At 56.8% G+C, this 13871-nt stretch carries 17 protein-coding genes; 9 read left to right on the forward strand and 8 right to left on the reverse strand.

The window, feature by feature from the left end; genetic code table 11:
- Positions 1 to 9: 9 nt before the first annotated feature.
- The 3 genes from frdC to GO007_RS24310 all read left to right on the forward strand — a co-directional run bounded on the left by frdC (position 10) and on the right by GO007_RS24310 (position 1417).
- Positions 10 to 405, forward strand: a complete 396-nt coding sequence (frdC, locus tag GO007_RS24300; RefSeq protein ID WP_095104436.1) for a fumarate reductase subunit FrdC — start codon at positions 10 to 12, stop codon at positions 403 to 405.
- A 10-nt stretch (positions 406 to 415) separates the two neighbouring features.
- Positions 416 to 775, forward strand: a complete 360-nt coding sequence (gene frdD, locus GO007_RS24305) for a fumarate reductase subunit FrdD (RefSeq protein WP_095104438.1) — start codon at positions 416 to 418, stop codon at positions 773 to 775.
- Between the two features lie 111 nt (positions 776 to 886).
- Positions 887 to 1417 (forward strand): lipocalin family protein, encoded by a 531-nt coding sequence (locus tag GO007_RS24310; protein WP_095104440.1) that lies wholly within the window; start codon positions 887 to 889, stop codon positions 1415 to 1417.
- Here the strand turns inward: GO007_RS24310 and sugE are convergent.
- From sugE to efp, 4 genes are all read right to left on the reverse strand, one after another.
- Positions 1414 to 1731, reverse strand: coding sequence for a quaternary ammonium compound efflux SMR transporter SugE (sugE, locus tag GO007_RS24315; RefSeq protein ID WP_095104442.1), 318 nt, complete (start codon positions 1729 to 1731; stop codon positions 1414 to 1416). The genes GO007_RS24310 and sugE overlap by 4 nt on opposite strands.
- A gap of 139 nt (positions 1732 to 1870) precedes the next feature.
- A complete protein-coding gene (ecnB, locus tag GO007_RS24320) occupies positions 1871 to 2017 on the reverse strand; it encodes a lipoprotein toxin entericidin B (RefSeq protein WP_004097935.1) in 147 nt (48 codons plus the stop codon).
- A gap of 153 nt (positions 2018 to 2170) precedes the next feature.
- Entirely contained in the window at positions 2171 to 2302 is a 132-nt protein-coding gene (locus tag GO007_RS24325) for an entericidin A/B family lipoprotein (RefSeq protein WP_095104444.1), read from the reverse strand.
- A 77-nt stretch (positions 2303 to 2379) separates the two neighbouring features.
- A complete protein-coding gene (efp, locus tag GO007_RS24330; RefSeq protein ID WP_095104446.1) occupies positions 2380 to 2946 on the reverse strand; it encodes an elongation factor P in 567 nt (188 codons plus the stop codon).
- A gap of 40 nt (positions 2947 to 2986) precedes the next feature.
- On the opposite strand from efp, the gene epmB reads away from it, so the two are divergent.
- On the forward strand, positions 2987 to 4015 hold the full coding sequence (gene epmB / locus GO007_RS24335) for an EF-P beta-lysylation protein EpmB (protein ID WP_095104448.1): 1029 nt from the start codon (positions 2987 to 2989) through the stop codon (positions 4013 to 4015).
- 40 nt (positions 4016 to 4055) lie between these two features.
- Here the strand turns inward: epmB and GO007_RS24340 are convergent, their stop codons facing one another.
- From GO007_RS24340 to GO007_RS24350, 3 genes are all read right to left on the reverse strand, one after another.
- On the reverse strand, positions 4056 to 4409 hold the full coding sequence (locus GO007_RS24340) for a DUF4156 domain-containing protein (protein ID WP_041143690.1): 354 nt from the start codon (positions 4407 to 4409) through the stop codon (positions 4056 to 4058).
- 133 nt (positions 4410 to 4542) lie between these two features.
- Positions 4543 to 6189, reverse strand: coding sequence for a chaperonin GroEL (groL, locus tag GO007_RS24345; RefSeq protein WP_095104450.1), 1647 nt, complete (start codon positions 6187 to 6189; stop codon positions 4543 to 4545).
- Positions 6190 to 6233: 44 nt separating this feature from the next.
- A complete protein-coding gene (locus GO007_RS24350; protein ID WP_003855929.1) occupies positions 6234 to 6527 on the reverse strand; it encodes a co-chaperone GroES in 294 nt (97 codons plus the stop codon).
- A 230-nt stretch (positions 6528 to 6757) separates the two neighbouring features.
- Here GO007_RS24350 and yjeH point away from each other — a divergent pair, with 230 nt between their 5' ends.
- Positions 6758 to 7993, forward strand: coding sequence for an L-methionine/branched-chain amino acid transporter (gene yjeH, locus GO007_RS24355; protein WP_095104452.1), 1236 nt, complete (start codon positions 6758 to 6760; stop codon positions 7991 to 7993).
- 96 nt (positions 7994 to 8089) lie between these two features.
- On the opposite strand, the gene GO007_RS24360 is transcribed toward yjeH, so the two are convergent.
- Positions 8090 to 8560 (reverse strand): FxsA family protein, encoded by a 471-nt coding sequence (locus tag GO007_RS24360; protein WP_095104554.1) that lies wholly within the window; start codon positions 8558 to 8560, stop codon positions 8090 to 8092.
- A 338-nt stretch (positions 8561 to 8898) separates the two neighbouring features.
- Between GO007_RS24360 and aspA the strand changes: the two genes are divergently transcribed.
- The 4 genes from aspA to GO007_RS24380 all read left to right on the forward strand — a co-directional run bounded on the left by aspA (position 8899) and on the right by GO007_RS24380 (position 13866).
- Complete coding sequence (aspA, locus tag GO007_RS24365; protein WP_095104453.1) at positions 8899 to 10335, forward strand: aspartate ammonia-lyase; 1437 nt, start codon at positions 8899 to 8901, stop codon at positions 10333 to 10335.
- Positions 10336 to 10451: 116 nt separating this feature from the next.
- Positions 10452 to 11753, forward strand: coding sequence for an anaerobic C4-dicarboxylate transporter (locus GO007_RS24370; protein ID WP_095104455.1), 1302 nt, complete (start codon positions 10452 to 10454; stop codon positions 11751 to 11753).
- A gap of 95 nt (positions 11754 to 11848) precedes the next feature.
- Entirely contained in the window at positions 11849 to 12172 is a 324-nt protein-coding gene (gene cutA / locus GO007_RS24375; RefSeq protein WP_041143683.1) for a divalent cation tolerance protein CutA, read from the forward strand.
- Complete coding sequence (locus GO007_RS24380) at positions 12148 to 13866, forward strand: protein-disulfide reductase DsbD (protein ID WP_095104456.1); 1719 nt, start codon at positions 12148 to 12150, stop codon at positions 13864 to 13866. Before cutA ends, GO007_RS24380 begins: the two co-directional genes overlap by 25 nt.
- Positions 13867 to 13871 lie beyond the last annotated feature (5 nt).

Below are 13871 nucleotides of genomic sequence, written 5' to 3' on the forward strand. Positions count from 1 at the left end.
GAGTGCATTATGACGACTAAACGCAAGCCCTACGTGCGGCCGATGACGTCCACCTGGTGGAAAAAGCTGCCGTTTTATCGCTTCTACATGCTGCGTGAAGGAACGGCGGTACCGGCCGTCTGGTTCAGCATCATCCTGATTTACGGACTGTTTTCCCTGAAGCACGGGGCGGAAAGCTGGGCGGGATACGTTGGCTTCCTGCAAAATCCGCTGGTGGTGATCCTCAACCTGATCGCCCTGGGCGCAGCGCTGCTGCATAGCAAAACCTGGTTCGAACTGGCGCCGAAAGCCGCCAATATCATTGTCAAAGGCGAGAAAATGGGGCCAGAGCCGGTTATTAAAGGGCTTTGGGTGGTGACTGCGGTAGCAACAGCGGCGATCCTGCTTATCGCCCTGTTCTGGTAAGGAGGCTGGAATGATCAATCCCAACCCAAAACGTTCCGATGAACCGGTATTCTGGGGGCTGTTTGGCGCCGGCGGCATGTGGAGCGCCATTATTACTCCGGTGATGATACTGCTGGTCGGTATTCTGCTGCCGCTAGGCCTGGCGCCCGCTGACGCCTTCAGCTACGAACGCGTGCTTGGCTTTGCCCAGAGCTTTATTGGCCGGGCATTTATCTTCCTGATGATCGTCCTGCCGCTGTGGTGCGGGCTCCACCGCATTCATCACGCCATGCATGACCTGAAAATTCACGTCCCTAACGGGAAGTGGGTGTTCTACGGACTGGCCGCCATTCTGAGCGTGGTAACGCTGGTCGGAGTATTGTTTATCTAAACGTCCTGATGCCCGGTGGCGTAATGTTACCGGGCTCTCTTTTGCTGAATATTTTCCCGTCTTTCCCTCGCCAGAATCTACACTTAGCTAAAAACCAGCAAGGAAAATAGTATGCGTCTGCTGCCAATGATTGCCGCTGTTGCCGCCTCGTTTCTGGTTGTTGCCTGTAGCACCCCGACGCCTCCGCAGGGCGTGACGGTGGCCAGCCCGTTTGATACCCAGCGCTATCTCGGCACCTGGTATGAAATCGCCCGCTTCGACCATAGCTTTGAGCGCGGCCTGGAGAAGGTCACAGCAACCTACAGCCTGCGCGACGACGGCGGGCTGAACGTCGTCAATAAAGGCTATAACCCCGATCGCGGCGTATGGCAAAAAACGGATGGCGTGGCCTACTTCACCGGCGAGACCAATCGGGCGGCGCTAAAAGTCTCCTTTTTTGGCCCCTTCTACGGCGGCTACAACGTCATTGCGCTCGACAAAGATTATCGCTACGCGCTGGTGTGCGGACCGGATCGGGATTATCTCTGGCTGCTGGCGCGCACGCCGAAAATCGAGCCGGAGGTGAAACAGCAGATGCTGGATATCGCCTCCCGGCAGGGCTTCGACGTGAGCAAGCTGATCTGGGTAAACCAGCGCTATTAATGGGCGCTGAGCTTGAGGCCGATAATACCGATGACGATGCACGCCAGGCTGGCAATACGCATCGGGCTGGCGGACTCGCCCAGTAACACGATACCGGCAATCGCCGCGCCGACGGCGCCAATGCCCGTCCACACCGCGTAAGCGGTGCCTACCGGCAGCGTTTTCATCGCCCATGACAGCAGCGCCATGCTGACCACCATTGCCACTATGGTGATGGCGCTGGGTATCAGGCGGCTAAAACCGTGGGTGTACTTCAGACCAACCGCCCAGACCACTTCCAGCAGGCCGGCGATAAACAAAATTAACCAGGACATAAGGCTCCCTAGATGGGGCCGTCCCCGGATGCGGTACGCTTACGGGTCGTCCCGCAAGGTGAGTGAAAAAGCGCGGATATTATAAACAACGGCGCAGGAGATGAAAAGAACGGTACGGCCGGCGACCGTACCGTCAGGTCTATTGCTGGGCTTTCGTCGCCGCGCCGGAAATGGCGCTGCCGCCTTCTGAAATATCCTGACCGACACCACGCGTTGTATTACATGCGGTCAGCACAGAGGAGAGCGCCAAAACCGTAAAGAACGCTGCAATCGCTTTTTTCACCATAATGTCATCCTTATTTACCAGTTTTAGTTATCGTGCCCTATAAGCATAGACAAACTGACCCGGGATGAAGGGATCTCAGCGTTTTTTAAGACAAAAAGCGATGCGGTACGCCGGGAGGCGCGAATTCAGAAGAAGAGGAGAGAAAATCGGTGTTTAGCTGGCGGCGTGAGAGATGGCGTGCCCCAGGCTGCGGATATCTTCGCCAACGCCGTGGACCGTATGACAGCCGGCCAGCAGAGCGCCGCTGAGAAGCAGCAATGCCATAAGCTTTAAGGTGTTGTTCATCGTCCTTGCCTGCTATCGATAGCTTGCGCGCCATAGAGGGCGCAGCGTCGCGCTGCGCCAACCACCTGAGACGTGAATTACTTCACGCGGGATACGTATTCGCCAGAGCGGGTATCCACTTTAATCACTTCGCCAATCTGCACAAACAGCGGAACTTTAACCACTGCTCCAGTGGTCAGGGTAGCCGGTTTACCGCCGGTACCTGCGGTATCGCCTTTCAGACCCGGATCGGTTTCAACGATTTCCAGCTCAACGAAGTTCGGCGGGGTCACGGAGATAGGCTGACCGTTCCACAGGGTCACGATGCACTCAGCCTGATCCAGCAGCCATTTAGCGCTTTCACCAACGGCTTTCGCATCGGCAGCCAGCTGCTCGAAAGTGGAGTTGTTCATGAAGTGATAGAACTCACCGTCGTTGTACAGGTAAGTCAGGTTCATATCCACAACGTCTGCGCCTTCAGCGGAGTCGGTAGACTTGAAGGTTTTTTCTACGCGGGTGCCGGTCAGCAGGCGACGCAGCTTAACGCGGGCGAAAGCCTGGCCTTTTCCCGGTTTTACGAATTCACTCGCTTCAACGGCATAAGGTTCGCCGTCCATCATGATTTTAAGACCGGCACGAAAATCGTTGCTATAGTAAGTCGCCATAAGGCCCTCTGAAATTGTTAATTGGTAGCTAAGCCACAAAATGGCGCATATTGTAACCCTAAATACCCCATCCAGAGAAGATTGGTTAACGCAACTTGCCGATGTTGTGACCAGTCCTGATGAACTGCTGCATCTTTTAAATGTAGACGCTGATGCAAACTTATTGGCAGGGCGCGATGCGAAGCGCCTCTTTGCGCTGCGAGTTCCCCGGGCTTTCATCGCCCGTATGGAGCGAGGAAACCCCAACGATCCTCTTTTACGTCAAGTACTTACTTCGCAGGAAGAGTTCATCGCCTCCCCCGGTTTCTCCACCGATCCGCTGGAGGAGCAGCACAGCGTCGTGCCCGGCCTGCTGCACAAATACGCCAACCGCGCGCTGCTGCTGGTTAAAGGCGGCTGTGCGGTAAATTGTCGTTATTGTTTCCGCAGACACTTCCCGTATGCCGATAACCAGGGCAATAAGCGCAACTGGCAGGCCGCGATGGACTATATTTCGGCCCATCCGCAGCTCGATGAGATTATTTTTTCCGGCGGCGACCCGCTGATGGCGAAAGATCATGAGCTCGACTGGCTGCTCACCCAGCTGGAGGCGATCCCGCACGTTAAACGTCTGCGCATTCACAGCCGGCTGCCCATCGTGATCCCGGCGCGCATCACCGGGACGCTGGCCGCGCGTTTCGCCCGCTCTTCGCTGCAGATACTGCTGGTGAACCATATCAACCACGCCAATGAAATCGACGCTGAGTTTCGCGCGGCGATGGCGCGTTTACGCCAGGCTGGCGTTACGCTGCTCAATCAAAGCGTACTGCTGCGGGGAGTCAACGATAGCGCGCAGACGCTGGCTAACCTGAGCAATGCGCTATTTGATGCGGGGGTGATGCCGTATTACCTGCACGTGCTGGATAAGGTCCAGGGCGCGGCCCACTTTATGGTCGAAGATGAAGAAGCCCGGGCCATCATGCGCGAGCTGCTGACGCTGGTATCCGGTTATATGGTACCGAAGCTGGCACGAGAAATCGGCGGAGAGCCGAGCAAGACGCCGCTGGATTTGCAGCTACGACAGAGCTAGCGTTCTTTCCCCTCTCCCCAATGGAGAGAGGGGAAAGCGATCAGTTCGGGCACTTATAGACCTGACCGTTCATTTCGCTATCGGTCGGCACAAAGCTCGACAGCAGATTCTGCGTCGGGCTGCTGACGCCGTAAATCACGTTGCCGCCCATTGCCGCGGCCTGGTTACGCAGCGCATTAGCCGCGCCGCGCATGGAGCCACCCTCGCCGCCGTTCTGCCCGGAGAGCCAGTTGCTCTGCTTCCCGCTCGCGGTCCCCAACAGCTGGCAATCCGCCCCCGGCTTATCTTCAACAAAGCGTACGCTCTGCCCGCCTGAGCTCAGTTCGTTGCTGGAACTGCAACCCGCTAACAGTAACGCTGCGCCGACAATCCCTGCTAAATATCTTACCTGCATGTTATTCCCCATGATCAATGAGCTGGACGCGCTGGCCCGGATGTACACCTTATACTAAAAAGACGGAAAAAAGAAAAACCCCCGAGCATTTCTGCCCGGGGGTTTCTTTGTTTCTAAGGGGTAGAGCACATGATTACATCATGCCGCCCATACCACCCATACCGCCCATGCCGCCAGCAGCGCCTAAATCAGCCGCATCGCTTTTCGGCAGATCGGTAACCATGCACTCGGTAGTGATCATCAGACCAGCAACGGAGGCCGCGTACTGCAGAGCAGAACGGGTCACTTTAGTTGGGTCGAGGATACCGAAGTCGATCATGTTGCCGTATTCTTCAGTCGCAGCGTTGTAACCGTAGTTACCTTCGCCCGCTTTCACGTTGTTAGTGACCACAGACGGCTCTTCACCGGCGTTGGACACGATCTGACGCAGCGGAGCTTCCATTGCGCGCAGCGCAACTTTGATACCGACGTTCTGATCTTCGTTCTGAGCAGTCAGGCCAGCCAGTTTAGCCGCAACGCGCACCAGCGCGACGCCACCACCGGCAACCACGCCTTCTTCTACCGCAGCACGGGTCGCGTGCAGGGCATCGTCAACGCGCGCTTTCTTCTCTTTCATTTCAACTTCGGTAGCTGCACCGACTTTGATAACCGCAACGCCGCCTGCCAGTTTAGCAACGCGTTCCTGCAGTTTTTCACGGTCATAATCAGAAGTGGCTTCTTCGATCTGCTTACGGATCTGAGTCACGCGGCCCTGGATAGCGCCTTCTTCACCCACGCCATCGATGATGGTGGTGGTGTCTTTGTTGATCACAACGCGTTTTGCCTGACCCAGGTCTTCCAGAGTCGCTTTTTCCAGCTCCATACCGATCTCTTCAGAGATAACGGTACCGCCGGTCAGAGTCGCGATGTCCTGCAGCATAGCTTTACGACGGTCGCCGAAGCCAGGTGCTTTAACCGCAGCCACTTTAACGATGCCGCGCATGGTGTTAACCACCAGCGTAGCCAGGGCTTCGCCTTCAACGTCTTCAGCGATGATAACCAGCGGTTTGCCGGCTTTCGCTACGGCTTCCAGAACCGGCAGCATTTCGCGGATATTGGAAACTTTTTTGTCAGCCAGCAGGATGAACGGGCTTTCCAGCTCAACGGCACCGGTTTCCGGCTTGTTGATGAAGTACGGGGACAGGTAGCCGCGGTCGAACTGCATACCTTCAACCACGTCCAGTTCGTCTTCCAGACCGGTACCGTCTTCAACGGTGATAACGCCTTCTTTACCGACTTTATCCATCGCTTCAGCGATCAGTTTACCTACGGTTTCGTCGGAGTTAGCGGAGATGGTACCAACCTGAGCAATAGCTTTAGAGTCGGAGCACGGTACGGACAGCGCTTTCAGTTCTTCAACAGCGGCAACGACGGCTTTGTCGATACCACGTTTCAGATCCATCGGGTTCATGCCCGCAGCAACGGCTTTCAGGCCTTCAGCGATGATCGCCTGAGCCAGTACGGTTGCGGTGGTGGTACCGTCGCCTGCAGCGTCGTTCGCTTTAGAGGCAACTTCTTTCACCATCTGTGCGCCCATGTTCTCGAACTTGTCTTCCAGCTCGATTTCACGCGCTACGGAAACGCCGTCTTTAGTGATGGTCGGCGCACCGAAGGATTTGTCCAGGACAACGTTACGGCCTTTCGGGCCCAGTGTCACTTTAACTGCATCTGCCAGTACGTTTACGCCGCGCAGCATTTTCACACGAGCGTCGTTACCGAATTTTACGTCTTTAGCTGCCATTTTAATCTTTCCCTTAAATTCGTATGTTCAGTGTCGTTCGCAGATTAGGCTTCAACAATTGCCAGGATGTCGCTTTCGGACATGATCAACACTTCTTCATTGTCGATCTTTTCAGATTTCACGCCGTAGCCGTCGTTGAAAATGACGATATCGCCAACTTTCACGTCCAGCGGCTGCACGGTTCCGTTTTCCAGGATGCGGCCCTTACCGACAGCGATGATTTCGCCACGAGTTGATTTGGCTGCCGCAGAACCGGTCAGAACGATGCCGCCAGCAGATTTGGTTTCAACTTCTTTACGTTTGACGATCACACGATCATGTAACGGACGAATACTCATTGATAGCTCTCCTTTGAGAAAGTCATTATCAGTTATGGATGACACCGGCCCGTATACGGTTTTCCGGCTAGTGACCTGAGAGATGGGGATGGAGTTTTACCGCTTCAAGGGGCGAGTCAAAAAAAAGTTTTTTCGCGTGCCCGGGCGCACACTAACAACGCGTCGCTCAGGCATCATAAGCAAAAACGATTGTGATACCATTCGGGTTTTGCCGGGGACAGGGTTGAATCATGAGTGGTTTGAAACAGGAGTTAGGGCTGGCTCAGCGTGTGGGCCTACTCTCCACATCATTACTGGGCACCGGCGTCTTCGCCGTTCCCGCTCTGGCCGCGCTGGTTGCGGGTGATAACAGCCTGTGGGCGTGGCCGGCGCTGATTTTACTGGTCTTCCCGATAGCCATCGTCTTTGCCGTACTCGGCCGTCACTATCCCAGCGCCGGCGGCGTGGCGCATTTCGTCAATATGGCGTTCGGTCCCCGCATGGAGCGCGTCACCGGCTGGCTATTTTTGTCGGTCATCCCGGTGGGATTACCCGCCGCGTTGCATATCGCCACCGGCTTCAGCCAGGCCCTGTTTGGCTGGCACGACGGCCAGCTGCTGTTCGCGGAACTGGGGACGCTGGCCATCATCTGGTGGGTGGGTTCGCGCGGAGCCAGCTCCAGCGCCAACCTGCAAACGCTGGTGGCGATACTGATTGTTGCCCTGATTGTCGCGATCTGGTGGCGCGGCGGTATCCATCCGGCGCAAATCCCCTTCCCGGCGCCGCAAGATATCGACCAGCCGCAGCTTTTTGCCGCGCTGTCGGTCATGTTCTGGTGCTTTGTCGGCCTGGAAGCCTTTGCCCACCTGGCTTCCGAATTTAAATCCCCGGAGCGCGATTTTCCGCGGGCGCTGATGATTGGCCTGCTGCTGGCCGGTACGGTCTACTGGGCCTGTACCGTGCTGGTGCTTCATTTTCACGCCTTCGGCGAGGGAATGGCCGCCGCCGCGTCGTTGCCGGATATCGTGGTGCGCCTGTTCGGCGTCCAGGCGCTGTGGGTCGCCTGCGTTATTGGCTACCTCGCCTGCTTCGCCAGCCTCAATATCTATATCCAGAGCTTCGCCCGCCTGGTCTGGTCGCAGGCGCAGTACAAGCCGGAGAGCCGACTCGCCCGCCTGTCGGCCCGGCAAATCCCGCGCAATGCGCTCAATGCGGTGCTGGCCTGCTGCGTTATCAGCACGCTGTGCATTTACTGGCTCGATATCAATCTCGACGCGCTGATCGTCTACGCCAACGGCATTTTTATTATGATCTATCTGCTGTGTATGCTGGCGGGCTGCCGGCTGCTGCGGGGGCGCTATCGGGTGCTGGCGGCGATCGGTAGCGTTCTGTGCCTGCTGCTGCTGGCGATGGTCGGCTGGAAAAGCCTGTACGCGCTGATTGTGCTGGTGGCGCTGTGGCTGCTTTTACCCCGGCGCCGTCGGTGAGCGAAACCCCAGGCGTTCGCCAATAAAAAAGCCGGATCGCGCTGCGCGTATCCGGCTTGTCACTCCACGCGCCCGGCGGCTGCCGGGTTTGCTGGATTAGCGGTCGTCTTTGTGGTCCAGACGGTCGCGCTCATCATCTTTACGCTGATATTCCCCGTCAAAGGTCTCACCGCCTCCGGTTCCGGCGCTAAATCCGCCGCCCGGCATCCGGCTAAAGCGCAGATGCGGCATCAGCTTCAGGGTCAGGTGTTTTTGCACCGGCGGCAGCAGGAGCAGCAGGCCGAGGAAATCGGTAAAGAAACCCGGCAGCAGCAGCAGCAGACCGGCAATAATCAGCGACACGCTTTTGATCATTTCCGCCGCCGGGCTTTCGCCGACAGCCATTTTTTGCTGCATCAGCATAAAGTTTTTGAAGCCCTGGTTCCGCACCAGCGACATCCCGACCACCGAACTAAAGATCACCAGAATCAGCGTCAGCAGCACGCCCAGGACATGGGAAACCTGGATAAAGATCGAGATTTCAATATAAACGTATAAAAAAAAGGCAAAAAACGGAATCCAACGCACCGGCGTCTCCTTCATTAGCGTGCGCCGCTCTCGGCACCCGCAGTTATAGATGTGCTATTCGCATCCCATCAATATTGGGCTAACGCGGCACATTTCAATCAGCAGAAACGCTTATTTTTTTCAAGAACTGCAAAGCGGTGACTCATTTCACAGATTAATAATTCTTATAGCCCCCGCTACATAATAAGTGATCAAGATTACTGATATTCGCTATCATCAGCATATGATCGTGGGCACCAGGCCGATTAAGGAAATAATCTTCGGCGAGAAAATGCGCTAAACCCTATAAATTCTGCGTATTTGGTGAATTCATTGGCAGCTTGAAAAAGAAGGTTCACATGTTAAACAACATTCGTATCGAAGAAGATCTGTTGGGTACCAGGGAAGTTCCAGCTGACGCCTACTACGGCGTTCATACTCTGAGAGCGATTGAAAACTTCTACATTAGCAATAGCAAAATCAGCGATATTCCCGAGTTTGTACGCGGTATGGTGATGGTGAAAAAGGCCGCTGCCATGGCCAACAAAGAGCTGCAAACCATTCCTAAAGGCGTCGCGAATACCATTATTGCCGCATGTGATGAAGTGCTGAATAACGGCAAGTGCATGGATCAGTTCCCGGTTGATGTGTTCCAGGGCGGCGCGGGTACATCCGTCAACATGAACACCAACGAAGTGCTGGCGAATATCGGCCTTGAGCTGATGGGCCACCAGAAAGGCGAATACCAGTACCTGAACCCGAACGACCACGTTAACAAATGCCAGTCCACTAACGATGCCTACCCGACCGGTTTCCGCATCGCGGTTTATGCCTCCCTGCTGAAATTAACCGATGCCATTCACCAGCTGGGCGAGGGCTTCCAGAGTAAAGCCGTTGAGTTCCAGGACGTTATGAAAATGGGTCGTACCCAGCTGCAGGATGCGGTACCGATGACCCTCGGTCAGGAATTCCACGCCTTCAACGTGCTGCTGAACGAAGAAACAAAATGCATTCTGCGTACCGCGGAGCTGCTGCTGGAAGTGAACCTCGGCGCCACCGCCATCGGTACGCGCCTGAATACCCCGGACGGCTATCAGCAGCTGGCGGTACAAAAACTTGCGGAAGTCAGCAACCTGCCGGTTATTCCGGCGGAAGACCTGATTGAAGCCACCTCCGACTGCGGTGCCTACGTTATGGTGCATAGCTCGCTGAAGCGCCTGGCGGTGAAGCTGTCTAAAATCTGTAACGACCTGCGCCTGCTCTCTTCCGGCCCGCGCGCTGGCCTGAACGAAATCAACCTGCCGGAGCTGCAGGCGGGTTCGTCCATCATGCCGGCCAAGGTTAACCCGGTGGTGCCGGAAGTCGTCAACCAGGTGTGCTTCAAGGTGATCGGCAACGACACCACGGTCACGATGGCCTCCGAAGCCGGCCAGCTGCAGCTGAACGTGATGGAACCGGTGATCGGCCAGGCAATGTTCGAGTCCATTCATATCCTGACCAACGCCTGCTATAACCTGCTGGAAAAATGCGTAAACGGCATTACCGCCAACAAAGCGGTGTGCGAAAGCTATGTTTACAACTCCATCGGCATCGTCACCTACCTCAACCCGTTTATCGGCCACCACAATGGCGATATCGTCGGCAAGATTTGCGCCGAAACCGGTAAGAGCGTGCGGGAAGTCGTGCTGGAACGAGGCTTGCTCACCGAAACGGAGCTGGACGATATTTTCTCTCCGCAAAACCTGATGCACCCGGCCTATAAAGCAAAGCGTTTTACCGATGAAAGCGAACAGTAAGCTTTCAGGTTAAACTCAACGAAGGCATGTCAGTAATGACATGCCTTTTTGCTTTTCTGGGTTTACGAAATCACAACAATTCAATATCAACTTGTTAAAAAACAAGGAAGGAACATATGTTTGGTGCAGAGCTCGTCATTGTCCTGCTGGCTATCTACCTGGGAGCCAGGCTGGGTGGCATCGGTATCGGATTTGCCGGTGGTTTGGGCGTCCTCGTCCTGACCTTAATATTTCAAATTAAACCCGGCGCGATCCCCTTCGACGTCATTGAGATCATCATGGCGGTCATCGCCGCGATTGCCGCCATGCAGGTTGCCGGCGGCATGGACTACCTGGTTAGCCTTGCAGAGCGCCTGCTGCGCCGTCATCCGAAGTACATCACCTTTCTCGCCCCGCTGGTCACCTGGTTTATGACGGTCCTCGCGGGAACCGGTCATACCGCCTTCTCAACCCTGCCGGTGATTACCGAAGTCGCGAAAGAACAGGGCATTCGCCCCTCCCGCCCGCTGTCGATTGCCGTAGTGGCCTCGCAGATTGCGATTACCGCCTCGCCAATTTCCGCCGCGGTGGTGTTTTTCGCCGGCATTCTGGAGCCGCTGGGCGTCAGCTACCTGACGCTGCTGGCGATCTGTATTCCGGTGACGCTGATTGCCGTAATGATCACCGCCGTGGTGTGTAACTTCCTCGGCTGCGAGCTGAAAGATGACCCGGTTTACCAGGAGCGCCTGGCAAAAGGGGAAGTCAAACTGCGCGGAAGCCAGGTGTTCCAGCTGAAGCCGCACGCCAAACGTTCGGTGCTGCTGTTCCTGATCGGTATCGTCGCGGTCATGTTCTACGCCACCGCCATCAGCGATACCGTCGGGCTGATTCAGAACCCGGTGCTGCCGCGCAACGAAGCGATCGTGGTCTTCATGCTGACCATTGCCACGCTGATTAGCATCACCTGTAAGATTGATACCAGCGAAGTGCTGAACGCCAGCACCTTTAAATCCGGGATGAGCGCCTGCGTCTGCGTGCTGGGCGTCGCCTGGCTGGGCGATACCTTCGTGAAGGCGCATATCTCTGATATCCAGGCCGTGGCGGGCGATCTGCTGAACAACTACCCGTGGCTGCTGGCGGTGGTGCTGTTCTTCGCCGCAACCCTGCTCTACTCCCAGGCCGCCACCACCAAAGCTCTGATGCCTGCGGCGCTGCTGCTTGGCGTGAGCCCGCTGACCGCTATTGCCTCTTTTGCCGCGGTCTCCGCGCTGTTCGTCCTGCCGACCTACCCGACGCTGCTGGCGGCGGTCGAAATGGATGACACCGGATCTACCCGCATCGGCAAGTACGTCTTCAACCACGCCTTCCTGATCCCCGGGGTGATCGCCATTACCCTGTGCGTTATTTTGGGGTTCATCATCGGCGGCATCGTGCTGTAAATCTGCTTAAATTCGGGCCACATCGTGGCCCGTTTCATTAATCCCCCCGCATCTTGCGTGCTATAGTGCCTCTTTTCGCTGATACGAGGTTCACGATGACTACGCCTGATGCCGTTGTTGTACTCTGTACCGCGCCGGATGAAGCGACCGCCCAGGATTTAGCGGCCAAAGTGCTGGCAGAAAAACTGGCCGCCTGCGCCACTCTCCTGCCGGGCGCGACCTCCCTCTACTACTGGGAAGGCAAGCTGGAGCAGGAGTATGAAGTGCAGATGCTGCTCAAAACCGACCGCGCCCATCAGCAGGCGCTGCTGGAGTGCCTGAAGTCCCATCACCCGTATCAAACCCCCGAATTACTGGTTTTGCCCGTCACTCACGGAGACACTGATTACCTCTCATGGCTCAACGCATCATTACGCTGATTCTGCTGCTATGCAGTACATCGGCATTCGCCGGGCTCTTTGATACTCCCGGCCGCTCAAATTTTGTGCCTGCTGACCAGGCTTTTGCCTTTGATTTTCAGCAGAGCCAGCACGAGATAAACCTGACCTGGCAAATCAAGGAGGGTTACTATCTCTACCGCAAACAGATCAAGCTCAGCGCCGCTGACGCCGCTTTCCTTGAGCCATCGCTGCCGTCCGGCGAATGGCACGACGATGAGTTTTACGGCAAAAGTGAGATTTATCGCCAGCGGCTAACCGTGCCGGTTACGCTCACCCAGGCCGCCAAAGGGGCCACGCTGACCGTGACCTGGCAGGGCTGCGCCGACGCCGGTTTTTGCTATCCGCCGGAAAGCAAAGTGGTGCCGCTCAGCGCGGCGCTGGCGCTCACGGAGCCGCCGTCGGTTGAAACGGCCGAGCCTTCTGCGCCAGGACAGTCCGTCGCCAGGAGCGATAGCGGCCAGCTTCCGTTTTCCGCCCTCTGGGCGCTATTGATTGGTATCGGTATCGCGTTTACACCCTGCGTCCTGCCGATGTATCCGCTGATCTCTGGTATTGTGCTGGGTGGTGAACGCCGGCTTTCCACCGCCCGCGCGCTGCTGCTGGCGTTTATCTATGTCCAGGGGATGGCGCTAACCTATACCGCACTGGGTATGGTGGTTGCCGCAGCGGGCCTGCAGTTCCAGGCGGCGCTGCAGCATCCGTACGTACTGATCGGCCTGTCGGCGGTCTTTATTCTGCTGGCGCTGTCGATGTTTGGCCTGTTTACCCTGCAGCTGCCGTCATCGTTGCAGACGCGTCTGACGCTGATGAGCAACGCCCGACGGGGCGGTTCAGCCGGCGGCGTGTTTGCCATGGGCGCCATCGCCGGGCTTATCTGCTCGCCCTGTACGACGGCGCCGCTGAGCGCGATTCTGCTGTACATCGCGCAAAGCGGTAACCTGTGGCTGGGCGGCGGCACGCTATATCTCTACGCGCTCGGCATGGGGCTGCCGCTGATTCTGGTCACCGTGTTTGGCAACCGTCTGCTGCCGAAGAGCGGCCCGTGGATGGCCCATGTGAAGACCGCGTTCGGTTTTGTCATCCTGGCGCTGCCGGTCTTTTTACTGGAGCGTATTGTGGGTGAGCTATGGGGGCTGCGCCTGTGGTCGCTGCTGGCGGTGGCCTTCTTTAGCTGGGCATTTATCACCTCCCTCGGCGCCACGCGTCCGTGGCAGCGCATCATGCAGATCGTGTTGCTGGCTGCCGCGCTGGTGAGCGTTCGCCCGCTGCAGGACTGGGCGTTCGGCGCGCCGGCGGCGGCGCAGCAGCAGGCGCACCTCGCGTTTACCCGCGTCAGCACCGTCGATGAGCTCGACCGGGCGCTGGCGCAGGCTAAAGGCCGGCCGGTCATGCTCGATTTGTACGCTGACTGGTGCGTTGCCTGCAAAGAGTTCGAAAAATACACCTTTAGCACACCGGAAGTGCAACAGGCCCTGAAAGATACCGTTCTGTTGCAGGTAGATGTGACGAAGAACAGCGCGCAGGACGTAGCCCTGCTGAAGCATCTGCGGGTGCTCGGCCTACCGACGATCCTGTTCTTTAATGCGCAGGGAGAGGAACGGCCCGCGCAGCGCGTAACCGGATTTATGGATGCCGCGGCATTCAGCGCCCATTTGCGCGATCGGCAACCGTGAACGAC

This window comes from Klebsiella sp. 10-1 (genome assembly GCF_009758445.1).
Lineage (GTDB): Bacteria > Pseudomonadota > Gammaproteobacteria > Enterobacterales > Enterobacteriaceae > Klebsiella > Klebsiella scottii.